Annotated in this window: 14 protein-coding genes; 8 read left to right on the top strand and 6 right to left on the bottom strand. The window is 59.6% G+C overall.

Annotated features, from left to right (window positions below):
• The first annotated feature begins 110 nt into the window (after positions 1 to 110).
• Genes FHX76_RS02455 through FHX76_RS02440 form a run of 4 tightly spaced genes read left to right on the top strand, consistent with a single transcriptional unit; the run spans position 111 to position 2,795 of the window.
• Positions 111 to 809, top strand: coding sequence for a hypothetical protein (locus tag FHX76_RS02455; RefSeq protein ID WP_167147463.1), 699 nt, complete (start codon positions 111 to 113; stop codon positions 807 to 809).
• A complete protein-coding gene (locus FHX76_RS02450) occupies positions 806 to 1,102 on the top strand; it encodes a transcriptional regulator (protein WP_167147460.1) in 297 nt (98 codons plus the stop codon). Before FHX76_RS02455 ends, FHX76_RS02450 begins: the two co-directional genes overlap by 4 nt.
• Positions 1,099 to 2,034, top strand: a complete 936-nt coding sequence (locus tag FHX76_RS02445; RefSeq protein WP_167147458.1) for an ABC transporter ATP-binding protein — start codon at positions 1,099 to 1,101, stop codon at positions 2,032 to 2,034. The genes FHX76_RS02450 and FHX76_RS02445 overlap by 4 nt, the downstream gene beginning before the upstream one ends.
• Positions 2,031 to 2,795, top strand: a complete 765-nt coding sequence (locus FHX76_RS02440) for an ABC transporter permease (protein ID WP_167147455.1) — start codon at positions 2,031 to 2,033, stop codon at positions 2,793 to 2,795. The genes FHX76_RS02445 and FHX76_RS02440 overlap by 4 nt, the downstream gene beginning before the upstream one ends.
• A 41-nt stretch (positions 2,796 to 2,836) precedes the next feature.
• Here the strand turns inward: FHX76_RS02440 and FHX76_RS02435 are convergent, their stop codons facing one another.
• Both FHX76_RS02435 and FHX76_RS02430 read right to left on the bottom strand, forming a co-directional pair.
• On the bottom strand, positions 2,837 to 3,505 hold the full coding sequence (locus FHX76_RS02435) for a lipase (RefSeq protein WP_167147452.1): 669 nt from the start codon (positions 3,503 to 3,505) through the stop codon (positions 2,837 to 2,839).
• 306 nt (positions 3,506 to 3,811) lie between these two features.
• Entirely contained in the window at positions 3,812 to 4,294 is a 483-nt protein-coding gene (locus FHX76_RS02430; protein ID WP_167147449.1) for a hypothetical protein, read from the bottom strand.
• Positions 4,295 to 4,476: 182 nt separating this feature from the next.
• On the opposite strand from FHX76_RS02430, the gene FHX76_RS02425 reads away from it, so the two are divergent.
• Together FHX76_RS02425 and FHX76_RS02420 are read left to right on the top strand one after the other, a co-directional pair.
• Positions 4,477 to 4,983, top strand: a complete 507-nt coding sequence (locus FHX76_RS02425; protein ID WP_167147446.1) for a hypothetical protein — start codon at positions 4,477 to 4,479, stop codon at positions 4,981 to 4,983.
• Between the two features lie 153 nt (positions 4,984 to 5,136).
• Positions 5,137 to 5,526 (top strand): hypothetical protein, encoded by a 390-nt coding sequence (locus tag FHX76_RS02420; RefSeq protein WP_167147444.1) that lies wholly within the window; start codon positions 5,137 to 5,139, stop codon positions 5,524 to 5,526.
• Between the two features lie 54 nt (positions 5,527 to 5,580).
• Here FHX76_RS02420 and FHX76_RS02415 read toward each other — a convergent pair whose 3' ends face one another.
• Entirely contained in the window at positions 5,581 to 6,858 is a 1,278-nt protein-coding gene (locus FHX76_RS02415; RefSeq protein ID WP_167147441.1) for a sodium:proton exchanger, read from the bottom strand.
• Between the two features lie 418 nt (positions 6,859 to 7,276).
• Between FHX76_RS02415 and FHX76_RS02410 the strand changes: the two genes are divergently transcribed.
• Positions 7,277 to 9,664 carry an arylsulfatase gene (locus tag FHX76_RS02410; protein ID WP_167147438.1) on the top strand — a complete coding sequence of 796 codons (2,388 nt, stop codon included), beginning with the start codon at positions 7,277 to 7,279 and terminating at the stop codon, positions 9,662 to 9,664.
• A gap of 3 nt (positions 9,665 to 9,667) precedes the next feature.
• On the opposite strand, the gene FHX76_RS02405 is transcribed toward FHX76_RS02410, so the two are convergent.
• Positions 9,668 to 10,972 (bottom strand): AI-2E family transporter, encoded by a 1,305-nt coding sequence (locus FHX76_RS02405; protein WP_341777833.1) that lies wholly within the window; start codon positions 10,970 to 10,972, stop codon positions 9,668 to 9,670.
• Between the two features lie 108 nt (positions 10,973 to 11,080).
• A complete protein-coding gene (locus FHX76_RS02400) occupies positions 11,081 to 13,669 on the bottom strand; it encodes a helix-turn-helix transcriptional regulator (protein ID WP_167147432.1) in 2,589 nt (862 codons plus the stop codon).
• 651 nt (positions 13,670 to 14,320) lie between these two features.
• Here FHX76_RS02400 and FHX76_RS02395 point away from each other — a divergent pair.
• Positions 14,321 to 15,355, top strand: coding sequence for a formylglycine-generating enzyme family protein (locus FHX76_RS02395; protein ID WP_243848630.1), 1,035 nt, complete (start codon positions 14,321 to 14,323; stop codon positions 15,353 to 15,355).
• 120 nt (positions 15,356 to 15,475) lie between these two features.
• Here FHX76_RS02395 and FHX76_RS02390 read toward each other — a convergent pair whose 3' ends face one another.
• Complete coding sequence (locus tag FHX76_RS02390) at positions 15,476 to 17,062, bottom strand: SulP family inorganic anion transporter (RefSeq protein ID WP_341777832.1); 1,587 nt, start codon at positions 17,060 to 17,062, stop codon at positions 15,476 to 15,478.
• Between the last annotated feature and the right edge of the window lie 2 nt (positions 17,063 to 17,064).

Raw genomic sequence — 17,064 nt, 5'->3', positions numbered from 1 at the left:
AGCCCTGCTAGACAGCCGAGTCGTTTTGTCATAGGCTCAAACCCATCAACTTTGCATTACAAAGTACTTTGCAAAAACCTATCTTCGTTCACGAGAAAAACAGGCCCCTCATGATCAACGCAGCAGACGTCCCAGACGACGAGGCACCACTCACCCCAGAACAGATGCTTGCGCTCAGCGCGCAACAGAGCGTCAACACCGAACTCAAAAGCACAGCCCCCGTTGCCGGCATGTACATCGTTTGGGGCGTCGCCTGGGCAATTGGCTACCTCCTGCACTGGTCAAACACGGGCGGAAACCCCTGGTTTACCGTCAGCACGCAAACAACCATCATTGGGTTCACGGCGCTCATGATCGCCGGTTCAATCTACTCCATCGTCTCCGGCATGCGCATCGATAGGGGTGTGCGCGGCAAGGGAAAGTTCTCTGGAGCGATTTACGGCCTCAGCTGGGCCGTGCTCAGTACCGCCACAGCACTCATTGGAGTTGCCCTCATCCAAGCGGGCATGAATAGCGACCTTGCCGCCATCTACTTTCCATGCGCTTTTACCTTCATGGTTGGCAGCATGTACCTCTTTGGCGCTGCCCTCTGGAGCAGTTCTCACTCGCTGTGGCTCGGGCTCTGGCTCATCGCCGTTGCTGTCGTCGCGGCGTTTATCGGGAAGCCGCAACACTACCTTCTTGTCGCCGTTGCCGGAGGCGGGATGATCATCGCAACCGGAGTCGCCATGATCCTCGCCCGAAAACGAGAGCAAACGGAAGCTGACCGCCGCTTCGCGTCGGCACAGGGAACGGCAGACACACCATGACCGATCTTGACCCCGTCATCCACGCCCAAGCGCGACTGCGCATCATGGCATCCCTCGCCACTCTTGACGCGAGCGATTCAATCGCATTTCCTCGGCTCCAAGAACTGCTCGAAATGACACCTGGCAACCTCTCTACCCACCTTCGCAAGCTCGAAGACGCCGATTACGTCACGCAAGACAAAGGATTCTCCGGCCGCAAACCCGTCACCTATGTTGCTCTGAGCCGCACAGGGCGACGGGCCTACGAAGACTACCTCGACCAACTCAAATCACTCATTCAAGGAGCATCATGACCACGCTCGCATCACTTGATCACGTCACCCGCCTGTTTGGCGAACATCGCGCCCTCGACACGGTGTCCCTCGAGATTGACTCGGGCTCGATCCTTGGCCTGCTCGGCCCAAACGGTGCGGGCAAAACTACGCTCCTCACGCTGCTGATGGGCCTTCGAAGCCCCACATCCGGAATCGTTCGCCTCTTTGGCGGAAACCCAAAAGACGCTGCGAACAGGCAGCGGCTCGGCTCTACGCCGCAGAACACGGCGCTCCCCGCCGCACTGAGGGTGCGCGAGACAATTGCGCTCGTTGCCAAACACTACGAGAGGCCATACACGCTTGAGGAAATATCCCAGCGGTTTGGGCTCGACGACTTTCTCACGAAACAAACCGGGGCGCTCTCAGGCGGACAGCGGCGACGAGTGAGCGTTGCGCTCGCCTTTGTCGGTCGCCCCGATCTGGTGCTGCTCGACGAGCCAACAACAGGGCTCGATGTTGACGGCCGCCATATGCTCTGGGACGCCGTGCGTGAGCTGCACCGCGAGGGCACAACCGTCGTGGTGACAAGCCATTACCTCGAAGAAATTGAAGCACTCGCCGAACGCGTAGTGGTTGTTGACCACGGACGCCTCATCGCCGACGGCTCGCTCGCAAATATCGTTGGCAAGGTCAACCTGCATCAGGTGCAGTTGGAATCAACTTCTCCAGCGATGCTCACAACGATTCAAGGAATCAGCTCACGCGTACAGAACGCCGACGGCAGCATCACGCTTCTGTCGCCCGATTCCGACGCGCTCGTCCGAGAACTCGTACGAGCAAACGTTCCCTTCGAGAACCTGCGCGTGCGCGGAGCCACACTCGAAGAAGCGTTCCAGGCCCTCACCGAATCATCACCATCCCGCCACGACAGCGGCCGATCTGAGTCAACCACGAACGGAGCCGAATCATGAGCAGCCTCACGAGAACAGTCGGCCTTGGCCTGACCCACGCCAAATACAATCTGCTCGAAACGTCGCGCGTACCAATCGCCATCATCGGCAGCGTTGTATTCCCTGCGCTGGCATTCACCTTCTTTGTTGTCCCCCAGCGCACCGTCGCCGACAACCCGGACTTCGCTACCCAGGCCGTCATCTCGATGAGCTTCTTTGCCGTCTTTGCAAACGCCCTTTTTGGCTTTGGTCTCAGCATCGCCGAAGAGCGGGAAAAGCCATGGCAGCCCTACCTCAGATCGCTTCCGGCACCCGCAGCGTCACAGGTTATTGGCCTCGTTCTCGGAAACGGCGCGCTTGCATTTGTTGCCGTACTCCCAGTGCTTGTCATCGGAGGGCTGTTCACCGAGGCAACGGCATCCTTCGCTGCCATCCTGCTCGGCTTCGCTGCCCTCGTCGGCGCCGCACTCCCGTTCATGTTTCTTGGCATCAGCATCGGCTACTCGATGTCGGCAAAAGCCGCCGTCGCCGTCATCCAAGTCCTCATGTTTGGGCTCGCATTTGCGGGCGGGTTGTTTCTCCCGCCCCAGTTGTTCCCTGATTGGCTCGAAATTGCGACCAGGTTCATCCCAACACGTCAGGCTCGGGAATTTGTGATCTGGGCGGTGCAGGGCGGAACCCTCGAACCCTGGATCTGGCTCGGTCTCGTTGCCTGGACCGTTGCCCTGCTTGGCCTCGCGCTCATCCTCATCAGACGCGACGAAGGCCGCCGCTACGCATAGCGACGGCCTTCGGTGGCGGCAACATTATGCCGCTGGGTCAACTAGAAGCGCCAGGCAACGGCCTCAAAGCCGTCAGGAGGAGTTGGACGCCAGTTATCGTTTGCGCTCACCAGCCCTGAACCACCCGGGTTGTTCTGCTCAACGATTTGGAACGATCCGTCACCGTTTGTCCCGGTAATGAGCAGCGTGTGTACGCCAGTTGCCCAGGCGCTCGGGGCCTGGATGTTGGTGTACTGGATGATGTCGCCGGCAGAAACATCCGCCCAGTCGACCCTGGTCGCGCCGTCGTAGTTAGCTACAGGGGTGCCTGAGCCAGTCCAGGCACCACCACCAGCAACGATCCAACGCTTTGCACCGGCAATGCATTCGCCAGGCATATCCCACCCCGTCGGCATGGACATGCCGATCTCGGATCGTGCCGCGGCGATCGTGGCAGCAACATCAAAGCGATGACCGCCAGAATTCAATTCCGCCGCGGTTGAACCGTCAATGGCCAGGTCGAGCTCATCAATCTTCAGACTCACCGCGGCAGGAGCCGCAGGAATATCGAGTCCCTGAACCATCGATTTTGCGGAGGCTGACCAGTAGTCGCCGCCGTCCTGCATCATCACCACTGGCTCAGCGGCCTGCGCGCTCAAAGGAGAAGATGTCAACGCAAACGAAAGCATCGCAACGGTTCCAACAATCGCAGTTTTCCCAACGCCAATCATCGGCACCCCCCGATCACGGTCGAAACCCGCGTGACGGGAACATCCACAACCTGCATCAGATCAAAAAACAACAGAAAACTTTCCTTTCAGATTTGCGAGCGACGGCATGGCGCCACTCGCTCTCCCGCGCTCAATGCGGGCATGCTTCGGCCCACCGATCACCGGATGAACCAGCCCAAACACCCGGCGCTTCTGGCGGGTGGGGCGAACAGTGAGGGGCATCGCTCGGGGAGTTGCGACGCGCATCCTCAACCTCATGCGCAATCTCTCTCAAATTGCGCACACCGTCTTGCTGAGGCTGGCGGCCTAGGTACGGCTAATGGAGAGTTCTTGTGGCGAAGGCGTTGCGACCTCGGCACTGACCAAACTCGCGACGGTCCACTCCTCGTCTGGGAGCGCGGCGACCGTCACATCTGATTCTGCGGGCTCCGCAGCAAGAGTTGGTAGCTCTGGGGTCGAGGCAACACACGACGTATCTGCTGGCTCTGACGGCGCGTGGCACGGCCGGGGCTCAACCTGCGTTATGGGACGGGCACTGGGCCCGCTGGTGCTCGCGGCCTCACCATTTGGGGTGGCAACCTGCGCGTCGGAGGCTGGCAGAGCGGATATCGTCTGCGCCAAGGATCCGGAAGAGTCCCCCTGCGAGTCGGCCGCCCCTACAGCCGAAGCCGAAATCGACAAACACGAAATCGCGTGTGCGCCAAGAACGACCAACAGAACCGCAAGCACAAGGGTAGAAAAACCAAGACGGTACGTCGAAGACTGAAATGGGGAGCTTGCGCCACTCACGTTCAGTACTACCCTTCTTTTTGCGATTACAGTATTGAGGCTAAGCTATGAACTCTGGAGAGCACTGGGAGGAACCTGACCAAACGCCCCATTGGCGCTGATTGTCGGGACGAGTGACGCGTCACATCTTCCTCGCTTGAGCTCACTCTGTTATCGAAACCCCCACGTTGCAGGAAAGCCCCATGTCTCTCACTCCCCCGCATTGTCCAACCCCTCGCCGGCGCTTCGCCCTTGGTACAGCAGTCATCGCATCGACCGTGAGCGTCCTCGGCCTCTCGGCATGTGGCAGCGCATCGCAAACGCCGCTCGAGTATGTTCAGGGCCACTGGACATGTGACCAAACGGCGAAGGACGGCACGCCACAGGGCAGCCACTACATCTACGTCGCTGACAACAGCTGGGTAACGTTCATCGATGGAACCGTCGACGGCGCCAAAAAGATCCAATACAAGCTCAGCGAAAAATCGAATTCAAACTTCATCCAGGCCACAACCGAGAACGGCGAACCTGGCTGGTTCATGAATTTTCCCGCAAGCCTTCCTGACGACGGCGTCGAGTTTGGGGTGAGCGCCACAGACGAGGGCGGCAACCTCTGGGGCGACTTTATCGGCCACCGCGACGGAGACACGATCACCATGACCGTATCGGCCCTCGACGACGCAACCTGGACCTGCTCGCGCGACGACTAACCTTTTAATTACCCCTCGCCTCGGCCGCCGTCGTTCACGACGCGCTCGGCTGACCGCTGAGGTCGCGGGATATACACCCAACTTTCACCAGACGCGTCTAGGCTAGACACAAAGGTACTGCCGGAACTCACATCAGAAAGCGGGCGAGCACGCATGATCATTGTCTTCCTGGTGATGGCGGTGCTCATTTTCCTTGTTCTCGGGATGATCATCAGGCTTGTCATGAGCGCGGTTCTTGGCAATTCGCGCTCAGCCAGATGCCGCACGATCAGTCTCGACGCAAACGGCAACATCGTGTCGATTAAGTTTTGGTCGCTCACCGAGTCCGCAGGCGAAAAGACCCGTGTGCTCAACCAAAAAGCGGGACGCACCACGGCATCAGTCGTGTCGATGTGCCAGCATCCTGGATCAAACGCGACGTGCGAAAGCTCGATGCCGTTTGTTGAGGTCGGGCACCGAATCGGCACCTGCCCCTGCAAATGTCACAACAGTGATGGAGAATCGGCCGAAGTTCCGCTGCCGTCAACGTCGTTTCAGCTGTAAGGCTGTTTCGCAGCGGCTGGCACGCCAACAAGCAACGGCGCACCGTCAGATAACCTACGTGCGGGCCGACGGCTCCTGCGTCTCCTGCTGTGCCTCGAACTCGAATGGGGCCTTGAGCGTTGGCCAGAGGTGCCGACGGTGCGCCACGATAAGCACAACCGCGATGACCGCATATAGCGCTGAGACAACGTACCTGGCCTCTTGTCCAGTCACCACAAAAGTGACCGCGAAGAGGGCAAAGAGGAGGGCCGCCCAGCGCCCTGAGAACTTCAGGGTGAGCAGGATGCTGATGCCAAGCAGCGTCTGAGCCGCGGTGAGCACAAACTCCTCAACCTGGCGGGCGTCCATTGGCAGCGCCCATCCGCCACCACCAATCATGTGGGCGATGGGGAGCGAGCCAACCAGCGCTGTCCACTGATTCACCTTGCTCGCGAGCAGCATGCCGATAGCCATGGCCGATTTGCCGCGAAGGGCAAAGATGATGGCGATCACAAATTCTGGGGCTTCAGACGCGAGGGGCGCGAGCCATTGGACCAGCAAGAAGTCATCGATGCCGAGCGCCTTGCCGCCGGCAACGAGGCTTTCGGCGAAGGGTTCCGCCAGCAGCAAAATGACCACGGCCGAAACAACAAAAATCGCGATCACCGTAGATCGGCGGGCGACCGTTGACAGGCTCCCGATCGATTGGGCTACGCCAACAAGCTCAGGCTCGTCGGTCTCCGCCTGAGACACCCGATACAGGTAGTACACAAAGATGAGGAGCAGCACAATTCCGAGCGCTACGTGAATCTGCCCAGTGATAGGAATGGTCAGGGTCACCAGCGAGGCGATCAGCAGCAGGCCAAGCTCGACCCGCGCGTCACCTGGAAGGCGGATCGCGAAGGGCTTTGCTACAACGTCTGGGTCAATGGATGCTTTGCGCTTTTGTGCCGCGCGGAAGGCAAGATACGCAACAAGCAGGATGAACGGCCAGCCGAATCCAAGGAGCAGCCGGTTTGATCCCGTCATATTTGCCGCAGCGTATGCGGCCTGCGAGGGATCCGATCCCGCGCTAAACGCGAAGTACAGGTCGATGGCGTATTCCGGCAGGATGGCGATAATCGCAAGCAGCCCGATGGCGAGCCCACCAGAGATGTCCATCTCCGCTGCCTCTCCCGCCCAAGCGAGGGCAAAGGCAGCTGCGACGATGGCGGCCCCAAAGGCAAGCACCCCAACAAGGGGCTCAACGTGGATACCTGCGATGCGGAGAATGAGGCCTGGCAGCGCAACAAGCACAACGATGCCAAGCGGCACGATCAGCTTGCGCGCTGATCCGGTGCGGAGCGAGTTCATGATGAATCCTTCGGTCACCCAACGGCCGGCAGTCGCCGTGTTGGAATTATGCGGATGTGACCGAAAGTCTCGTTCGCCCCTTTCGGGGTGGTGCGCCGGGCCGGTAAACCGGGCCAGTATGTCGACGTCACCGCCGCTCGCGATAAAACCCATCGCAAGCCTTATGGGAACTACTCCCCTTCGATGGGTTCAATCCTGCCAGATCAGATCCGGCAAAACTCGCGAAAACTCAATACTCTCAGGGTTTTGGGCCAACGAACTTTGGTGTTAGCTGAACCTTTCCTGAGTGGCCAGGACTGCCGTGAACTTGCTCAAGTTCACCCGGATTTGAGGATGCCAAGCGGCAGCCCCGTAGTGAAGATTGACTCATCAACCGTTCAACGGCGGCGTTCCCGCCATGCCAACATTGGAGGGCCACATGCCTCACGAGAGCAGAACAGCCAAATCAGTTCAGGACCCCTTTCAGCGCGATGTGCTTCCCATCCCTGATATCAAACCGGTAGGACTCACAACCTACGATGCAAAGGATCCCGACACCTCGTATCCGCCGATCGTGCCGCTCCGTCCGCCGGCAGGAGCTCCAAACGTGCTTGTGATTCTGGTTGACGATGTTGGATTTGGAGCATCCAGCGCGTTTGGCGGCCCGTGCAACACGCCAAATTTTGAACGAATTGCAAACGAGGGACTGAAATATCGTCGGTTCCACACGACGGCCCTGTGTTCGCCAACGCGCTCGGCCCTGCTCACCGGACGCAACCACCACTCAGTCGGAATGGGAAATATCGCCGAGCTGGCCACCTCAGCGCCAGGAAACAACTCCATTTGGCCAAACACCGCAGCTCCCCTTGCAAAAATCCTCAAGCTCAACGGCTACAGCACAGCGCAGATCGGCAAGTGCCACGAGGTGCCGACCTGGGAAACCAGCCCGATGGGGCCATACCGCCAATGGCCAACAGGCATGGGTTTTGAATACTTCTACGGATTCATTGGCGGCGAAACGAACCAGTACTTCCCAGCGCTGTATGAGGGCACAACCCCAGTTGAGCCGGCCACAACGCCGGATGAGGGCTACTACCTCAACGACGATCTGGCAGATCACGCCACAAAATGGATCCGTCAGCAGAAGTCGCTTATGCCGGACAAGCCGTTCTTTACCTATTACGCACCAGGGGCGACCCATGCGCCGCACCACGTGCCACCGGAATGGGCCGATAAGTATGCAGGCAAATTTGACCAAGGCTGGGATGCCCTGCGTGAACAAACCTTCACGAGGCAGAAAGAGCTCGGCGTTATTCCAGCAGACAGCATTCTGACGGAGCGGAGCCCTGGCATTCCATCCTGGGATGAGATCGATGAGAACATGCGCCCCGTCCTTGCACGTCAGATGGAGATCTATGCCGGCTTCCTTGAGAACACGGATCACCAGGTTGGAAAGGTGCTCGACACCCTTGAAGATCTCGGCATCCTTGACGAGACGCTCATCTTTGTCATTATTGGCGACAACGGGGCGTCAGCCGAGGGCTCGCTGCAGGGAACGTTTAACGAGATGATCACGCTTGGTGGGTATGGGCATATCGAGACGCCAGAGTTCATGTCCTCGCGAATCGACCTCTTCGGCGGGCCAGAAGCCTACAACCACTACGCCGTTGGATGGGCGCACGCCATGGATACCCCGTATCAGTGGACCAAACAGGTTGCCTCGCACTTTGGCGGAACCAGGAATGGCACAATCGTCCGCTGGCCACAAGGGTTCAGCGCGAATAATGAAACGCGTTCGCAGTTTCACCATGTCATCGACGTTGCACCAACGATTCTCGAAGCGGCGGGTATCCCAGCCCCAACATTTGTAGAGGGTGTCATGCAGCAGCCGTTTGAAGGGGTCAGCATGTTGTATTCCTTTGACGATGCCGCTGCACCGGAACGGCACGAGACACAGTATTTCGAGATGTTTGGCAATCGTGGGATTTATCACAAGGGTTGGACCGCTGTGACGAAGCATCGGACCCCATGGGAAACGGGGGTTGACGCCACAATGCCCGCCTTCGACGCTGACGTCTGGGAGCTCTACGACACCTCTGTCGATTGGACCCAAGCCAAGGACATTTCCGCAGAGCATCCCGACCGGCTGCACGAATTGCAGCGGCTCTGGCTCATTGAAGCGGTCAAGTACAACGTCATCCCGTTGGACGACCGATTTGCCGAACGGGGGCTCCCCGAGCTTGCTGGTCGGCCGAGCCTCGTTTCGGGCACAAAGCAGCTCCTGTTTGGCGGAATGGGGCGCCTCACCGAAGGGTCGGTTCTTTCTATGAAGAACCGTTCGTATTCCATCACCGCAGAAGTCACGGTTCCATCGGAAGGCGCAGAGGGAGTTGTTGTTGCTCAGGGTGGACTGACCGGCGGCCATTCGCTGTATGCCAAGGACGGTGTCCTCACCTACTGCTACAACTTTTTTGGGGTTGAACACTACTTCACCAGAGCGACCAAGCCGCTCGAGCCAGGCACGTATCAGGTTCGGATGGAGTTTGCGTATGACGGCGGCGGCATCGGTAAGGGAGGAAACGTCACGCTTTTTCTTGGCGGCTCCCCCGTTGGCACAGGCCGCATCGAACAGACGGAGGCTTTTCTGTTCTCGGCCGACGAGACCTGCGATGTTGGGAATGAGTTTGGTTCCCCCGTCACCACCGACTACACGCAGACGGCGTTCACCGGCAGTGTCGCGTGGGTCCAACTCGAACTCGGCCTCGATAGCCACAACCATCTCATCTCGGCCGAGGAACGACTCAAGGTCATGATGGGTATCCAGTAGTCGTTACTGCTGGCGTCCCCGTTTATCGTTCTTGGCTCGCTTCTGATTGAGGTCCTCATCCTTCATAATGCGTTTGGTCTCGGTGAGATCACCGATAACGGGTCGCCACCAGGCCGCCGCTGGGTTGGAATCGATGAGGATGGCCCGAACGAGTAGTGTCAGCGGAATGGCAAGAATGGCGCCAATCGGCCCGATCACAACCGCCCAAAACAGGACAGATACAAAGGTGATGGTCTGACCGAGCGCCACTGCATTGCCAACAACCCGCGGTTGGATAAGCGACTGTACGACCGCGTTGATCACGCCATAAATGATGATGACGGCGACAACGGCTGGCCATCCCCCAACAAGCAGCCCAAACACGATGGGAGGGATGATCGCTATGAAGTAGCCGATATTTGGGATGTAGCTGCAGAGAAACGACAGCAACCCCCACAGGAACGCTCCTGGGATGCCGAGGATGACGAGCGCAACCCAATTGAGTACACCCTGCACAACGCCGAGGGCCGTGGTCGCAACCATGTAGCGACGAACGCCCGTTGCAAAACCGGCAAGGGCCGCAACCATGTGCGGGCGCGTTCGAGCAACCTGACGCATGAGCAGCGGCACGTAAACTGCGTCCATCGCCATGAGGATCAGGGAGGTCAGGATGATCACGAGGCCAACCGTGACGTTTGTAACGTTCCCGAGCAGCGCCGCAACAAACCCGATGATGCGACCAGGATCAAATCCGCTTGCGATAGAGCTGACCTGCTCTTGAGTGAGTCCGATGGTTTTGAGCCAGTCAGCGATCTGGGCTCCGATATCCATTATCTGCGGGCCAAACTGCGGCAACAGAGCCGCAAACTGACCAAACGCAACCACGAGCGCCATCACAAACAAGGCGAGGAGCGCAAAAACCACGGCGATAACAGAGCCGGTCGCGAAGCCGCGCGCAACTCCCCATCGTTCGAGGGCAACCCGAATGGGGTGCGCGCAGATCGTCAGCACGAGGGCCAAGAAGAACGGGGCAAAAAATGACTGGATGGCCCAGAGGCCAACAGCGGTGAGGGTTGCCCCTCCAAGCCCGGCGAGGATGAGGGCGCTTCTCGGAGAGGCCGCCCACCGAGAGGGGTCAGGCAACGCTTCTGACTGGGACGGCGCTTCAGCTCCGATGCCGGCTGCCTGATCAACTCCGGCAGCCGGCGATGTGGGGAGCTTCGACGGGCCAACGCTTGGTTCGGGCACGCCAGCGGGCAAGGCGGAGGCTGGTGCATCCGCCTCGCCGCTTTGAGCTTGCGGGGATGTGCGCTTGCGAAACCAGGACACGGTTCCTCCTCGACGGTTCGTGCGGGGACACCCCAACACGTATCTTCGAGTGAATACCAGCGCGCTTAGCCGCACCTCACACAAACGGGGTGAAGGCATTCGCCGCCGCTAGGAGATTACTGCCTCGCCCCAGCCGTAGCGTCGTCCGAGGCTTGCAATCTCGCTCCGGTTGGTGAGCCCCTCCTTGCGGATGATGCGATGCACGTGGTTTTCAACCGTGCGGATACTGAGCCGCAACAGTTCAGCGATCTGTCGGTTACTCTGACCCGTGGCAACAAAACTCGCTATCTCTACCTCGCGGTCGGTCAGCGACGAATTGGAGATCACAAAACGCGCAAGGTCGAATGGGTCGTCAAGATGCGCGGCTACCAGAGCGGCACGCTCTTTGATGACGGCTTCAGCTTCGTCTGCCCGATGCTCGTCGCGGAGGTATTGCGAGAGGTGGGTCAGGGCGTTATGCGCGAGGCCCCAGCGCCCGACTTCGGTCAGCTCGTTGAAGGCAACTCGCATTCCTTCAGCATCCCGTGAGAGATACGCCTCAACATAGTGCAGGGTCGCATCAACAAAGACACTGTCTACTTTGGCAGCGCGCGACTGCACCTTGTTGAGATGTTCGGTGTCGCTGCTGAGTTCAACGCTCGTCAGGGCATCAACGAGCGAGGCAAAGGTCGAGTGGCGCTTCCACAGGCGCTGCCCGGATTCCCAAAGAATCTGGGATGCCTGACGCTGGTTTCCAGCCATCGATTCGAACTGCGACGCGCCCCAGCCAATCTCCATTGCTGGGAACGGGCCGAAGGCGTTCGGAAACGTGCGCAGCTGAGCAACGAGGCTTGCACCGTAAGCTTTTCGGCCACTGCGCAGGGCAACCATCGCTGCAACGTTTGTGGTCGCAAGATGAAAGAGCTGCAGAAAGACGTGCGGCGTTCCCAAAGCCATGATCGATTCGAGCAGAACCTCGATTCGCGGATACTTTGACTGCAGCGTGAGCGCAACGATCGCGAGATACGAATGAACCCTGAGCGCATCCGTATCAAGCGTTGCTCTCGCCTCGGCAAGGGCGAGGTCGGCAGTGCGGACCGCATCGGGGAGCTTGCCTTCGCCAATCTGTGCGAGGCCACGATACAGTGCGGTACGCCACGGACGGTCAAAGAGATCACCAACGCCATCAAGCAGGGAACTTGCCTCCGCAAACTCGGCGCGGGCGATGTGCACTGCCGCAAGGGTAATGTGCAGCTCCGAGGTCACCCTGCTAGGAAGCCCTGGCGTCACGTGCAGCAGGCTCTCTGCCTCGTCTGGCGCGCCGAGAAGGTCAAGTTGAATGTTGACCCGACAGGCATCAAGCAGCCGCGAATACTCCCCCAGCTGCGGCGCGGCCTTGTCAAGGGTGCCGAGGGCACCATCCACATCATTTCGACCGTACGCCTTCCACCTCGCCACAAGACAGGTATACCTGGCCCGAAGCACCTGATCGGCCTGGCTGAGGTCGGTTGTTGCGATCGCCCGTTCAATGTCGGCAAGATGGGCGTTCGAATGGATGAGCGCTGACACCAGGTTGTACGATGTCGCCGCGCTTGGCTGCCGCTGCCACTCTGCCTCGGCAACCAGTCGCTGCGTGCGAGACTGCTCATAGAGCACTCGGACAAAGAGCGCGTCGGAACCCTCAACAGGCGCCCACGGCTCAGCTTTGACAAAGTAGTCGGACTGGTCGAGTGAGGGCATTCCAACGGTTTGCAGCCGCTCGGCGACTTCCTCGGTGAGCCGCGACCGCCTCGTTGACATGTCTTCGTGCCGAAAAAACTCCACAAGAATAGCGGGAAACACCGTCAGCAAAAGTCGATCGTTTGACGGGTACGTGCGCACGAGCCCGTGATGTTCAAGTGCCTCAACAGCCGTCCAGCCAACCAGTTGGTGGGCCGTCTCAATATCAACGGGACCAACAAGGCACAGCATCTCAAGAGCGTCCCGCCCGACAGCATCCAACTCCCCAAGATACGCCTCGACGATTCTGCGCAGCGAATGGCTCCACAGGTCGCTCTCGGCCGTCCATACGCCTTCGCGGAGCCGAAGCGAATGCTCGGCAGACGCGGCAAGCGCCAGCGTCACCCCAAGCCCTGGGATGCCGCCAGACTTGGCAAAGAGTCGACTCGCCGTTGACGATTCAACCGGAGAGCCAAGCCTCGCTTCAAGCAACACCTCAAAAGAATCAAACGGAAGCGGCTTCAGTTCAACAACAAAATCGGCGAGGTTCCGCGGTGGTTGGCGCGTACCGCCGAGGCCGCCAACGGGAATCGTTCGACCTGCGGATACCAGCACGAGCCCGTTGTGCCGCGCAACCGCCCGAAGGATACCCGCGCTTGCATCATCAAGATCGTCAATATCGTCAATTATGAGAATTGATCGTGGCTTTTGCGTCAGTGTAATCAACTGCTGATAGGCGTCCCGCAGCTGAGCGGGCCCTGTTGCACCCGTTTTTCCGGACGGCGCCGCGACATTCAGCGCCATGAGCGGTACATTCTTGAGCTCGGCGATCCCGTAAAACCGGAGTGGGTTCCAATCGTTTTCGCTGAGATAATTGGACAGCTCGCTCAGGAACAGCGACTTCCCGCTGCCAGTGCTTCCAGCAATCTGGACGTTCGACCCCTGATCTACAAAGCTCAACGCCACCTGCATATCGTGTGTTCGACCAATCATGGTCATGGACTCATCCCTTCAGCCCCAGCAAGTGACAATTTGGGGGGAAAGTTGCGTAGGTGTGCTCACCGCCACGACGCAGTGTTTGCGCCGTAGTACTGATTCCAACTCGCCGTAGCCCCTAAAGCAATACTCACGGCGGTCTTTCCTACGCTCAAAACCCAAATATCACCTACTTCAAGGTAGATAACTCGTTCTAATGTGAGGTAACCGAACACTTTCCCCAAAGTTAACGGACAATCGCCGACTTGATGCGTACGATCAGGTCCCCCATCTGATCGATATCGTCAGCGATGCTCTTCCCGCCACGACAACTGCTCGTGGCGGGAAGAGTCACACCTAATCTCTCAACCTAGCGAGACACCCCCGTAACTGAGTAGCACCAAGTTGGGATGTGCGTCAGCAAACAGCTGCTGAGTAGCTTCAACCGGATGCGTTCCGTCGACCAGCGCGATGGCTGCCCGCTCAGCCCCTTGATTTCGACGCCAAGCGCTGCGCGCCCTGACATTTGTTTGGTGCGCTACTCACGAACGCCTGCTGAGACTACTCACGGCCAGCGCCGTCGAACCCCCTTGCTCACCCCAAACGGGTGAGGGCAATGTGTCGCCAAAACACGAAAATAGAAGAGTATGACCAAAGGAGACCTCTATGCCTCAAATGACGCTCATTCCGGCTGGCTCCTTCACCATGGGGTCAACGGAGTTCTATCCGGAAGAGGGCCCTGTGCATGTGCGTCGGGTTGAGTCGTTTCTGCTTGACCAACATCCGGTAACAAACGCTGAGTTTGCGGCCTTTGTTGACGACACCGGCTACGTCACCGTCGCCGAGCGGCCACTCGACCCGGAACTCTTCCCCGAGCTCCCTCCTGAAGACCTTCGTGCCGGCGCGCTGCTCTTTGTCCCGACGCATGGGCCAGTTGCGCTTGATGATTGGCAGCAGTGGTGGTCTTGGGTGCCAGGCGCGTGCTGGAACCATCCGGCCGGCCCCCGTTCGCATATCCGGGACCGGCCAACTCATCCCGTGATTCATGTCTCGTTTGAGGATGCCTCCGCATACGCGGCCTGGGCTGGCAAGCGGCTGCCGACCGAGGCTGAGTGGGAATACGCGGCAACCGGAGGCCACGGGCCAAGCACATACGCGTGGGGTACCGAGCTACACCCTGGGGGCCTGCTCATGGCAAATAATTGGCAGGGGCGTTTTCCGTACCTCAATACGGGCGCCAACGGTTGGGCAGGCACTTCGCCCGTTGGGGCTTTTCCGGCAGACCGATCCGGCTTATTCGACATGATAGGCAACGTCTGGGAATGGACAACAACGCCCTACACCGAACGGCACGAGGTGCCGACTGACGTGACCGCACCCGTCACGATGCCGATCACCGTGGTTAATCTCTTGGCGGTTCCTGGCGGAGAAAGGGGCACCGGTGTTTCCACCTCGCAGGAGCCGTCAACGGCTGGCTCGTGCGGCGATGGATGCCAGTGTGGCCCGTCGTCGGGGAGGTCTGCACCCCCCTCGCTCGGCACCAACGAGGCTCAGGGCGGCGTTTCCGTGCCACCGAGGCGGGTACTCAAAGGAGGCTCCCATCTGTGTGCGCCGGAGTATTGTCTCCGGTATCGACCTGCGGCCCGTTCCCCGCAGTCGGACGACACCGCGACAAGCCACATCGGCTTCCGGTGCGCGCGGGATGCCTAACGGCGTCTCGCGGCGCGACAGACGGGCGTGCAGCCCCGGTGTATGTTCCATGCTTGGGCCGTTGCTCGCCGAGCTACACAACCAAGACATCTGCAACATCTGGTTCGGTTATCCCCTGAGCTAGCGCACGCGCCCCTCATCGATCACTCGCTTCCACCAGGACGTCTGCTCTGCAAGTGCCAGCGCGCCAAGTGGGAGGTTTGTGATGAGCACACGGTATCCGTCGGCAGCGAGGTCGTTGTCGAGGTCCCGCATGCCGTCGATCACCATGACCGAAACCACATTCTGCGTCGAGAAGTCCAACGCAATGACCGAGCCGGCCTCTGCCTCCTGCGCGGCGGCGGCGATCGCCTGAGTCGTTGAGAGCAAATTTGCGGTGTAGAGCGGGCTCAACACACGGATGGAAAGGCCTCCACCGTCGAGCGGACGCGCCTCGATGCGCGGCTTATTCAGTTCGTGAAGGACGAGGCCAAGAGTGAGCACAACTCCAGCGGCTACGGCGGGCAGCAAACCGACGGAAAGCCCAATCAGTGCGGTCACGACTGAGGTCCAAAACTCGGCCTTGCTGAGGCGGAAGAGCCTGACCATTCCGGGGACATCGATAAGCCCGATGACGGCAACAAACACCATGGCAGCGAGTGTCGCCTGCGGCAATAAGCTGAGCACAGGGGCAAGAAACAGCAAAACGAGCACCGCAAGCACGGCCGTTGTGATGCTCGACAGCTGCGACCTCGCGCCCGCGCGCTGATTAACCGCGCTCTGCGAAAAGCCGCCGGCCGACGGAAGGCAGTGGAAGAACGAACCGATGAGGTTGGTGGCGCTTGTCGCCAGCAATTCTTGATTGCTATCGATAGTGGGATCCCCGTGCTGGCGAATGCCGCGTGCGACAGATGCCGTTTCAAGAAAGGCCATGATCGCGATCGCTAGTGCACCTGGAATCAGCTCGCCGATTCCGCTCAGCGACGGTATCGCCGGCAGCGGGAGTCCGGTCGAGACTGGCGCGATGACCGCGATGCCACTTGTTGCGGGTGGGACGAGGGCGGTCAGGAGGATGCCGAGCGCGACCACAACAAGCGGTGCCGGAATCCGGGCCACGAGCCGAGGAAGGATCACGAGCACGGCAACTGTGCCAGCCGAAAAGAGCAGCGTCGTCACGCTTAACTGCGGAAGCGCCTCAATCAACGCGATCACCGCCCTGATGAACCCGTGGCCGGTTTGCTGAACGTCAACCCCAAACATCTTTGGCAGCTGCCCAAGCGCAACGGTCGCACCAAGCCCCACTTTGATGCCGATGAGCGTTGCCTGGCTGATGTTCTCAACAAGCGACCCAATGCGGAACAGTCGCGCGACGCCAAGGATCACTCCGACGAGCAAGGTGAGCGTCAGGACGGCCTGCTGCGCATCGTCAGAGCCGGCCGCAACACCGGCCGTGACAAGTGTGGTTGCGGTGAGTGTTGCAATGGTCGAGGTGGTTGAAACGCTCATCGCCCGCGAACCACCAAGAAAGGCGTACACCAGCATCGGAACAATACAGGTGTACACCCCCAGTTCGACCGGAAGGTTGGCGATGGTCGAATAGGCCATCGCTTGAGGGATGACAACGGCACCCGCCGAGAGCCCTGCGAGGATGTCCCTCCCGAGCCACGAGCGTTGGTAACCTCGCAGCGTCGGTAGCATCCAGGAGGCCCGGCGGGTGCCGTTGGTCACGA

The organism is Lysinibacter cavernae (assembly GCF_011758565.1).
Taxonomy (GTDB): Bacteria; Actinomycetota; Actinomycetes; order Actinomycetales; family Microbacteriaceae; genus Lysinibacter; species Lysinibacter cavernae.
The sequence above is the reverse complement of the archived record's forward strand: the minus strand, read 5'-3'. Positions and strand labels throughout refer to the sequence as shown.

Bases quoted from the DNA above. Each gene is read 5' to 3' on its own strand.
- FHX76_RS02410 (WP_167147438.1), top strand. From the start codon at position 7,277: ATGCCTCACGAGAGCAGAACAGCCAAATCAGTTCAGGACCCCTTTCAG.
- FHX76_RS02415 (WP_167147441.1), bottom strand. From the start codon at position 6,858: ATGAACTCGCTCCGCACCGGATCAGCGCGCAAGCTGATCGTGCCGCTT.
- FHX76_RS02420 (WP_167147444.1), top strand. From the start codon at position 5,137: ATGATCATTGTCTTCCTGGTGATGGCGGTGCTCATTTTCCTTGTTCTC.
- FHX76_RS02400 (WP_167147432.1), bottom strand. From the start codon at position 13,669: ATGACCATGATTGGTCGAACACACGATATGCAGGTGGCGTTGAGCTTT.
- FHX76_RS02395 (WP_243848630.1), top strand. From the start codon at position 14,321: ATGACGCTCATTCCGGCTGGCTCCTTCACCATGGGGTCAACGGAGTTC.
- FHX76_RS02435 (WP_167147452.1), bottom strand. From the start codon at position 3,505: ATGATTGGCGTTGGGAAAACTGCGATTGTTGGAACCGTTGCGATGCTT.
- FHX76_RS02445 (WP_167147458.1), top strand. From the start codon at position 1,099: ATGACCACGCTCGCATCACTTGATCACGTCACCCGCCTGTTTGGCGAA.
- FHX76_RS02440 (WP_167147455.1), top strand. From the start codon at position 2,031: ATGAGCAGCCTCACGAGAACAGTCGGCCTTGGCCTGACCCACGCCAAA.
- FHX76_RS02425 (WP_167147446.1), top strand. From the start codon at position 4,477: ATGTCTCTCACTCCCCCGCATTGTCCAACCCCTCGCCGGCGCTTCGCC.
- FHX76_RS02455 (WP_167147463.1), top strand. From the start codon at position 111: ATGATCAACGCAGCAGACGTCCCAGACGACGAGGCACCACTCACCCCA.
- FHX76_RS02450 (WP_167147460.1), top strand. From the start codon at position 806: ATGACCGATCTTGACCCCGTCATCCACGCCCAAGCGCGACTGCGCATC.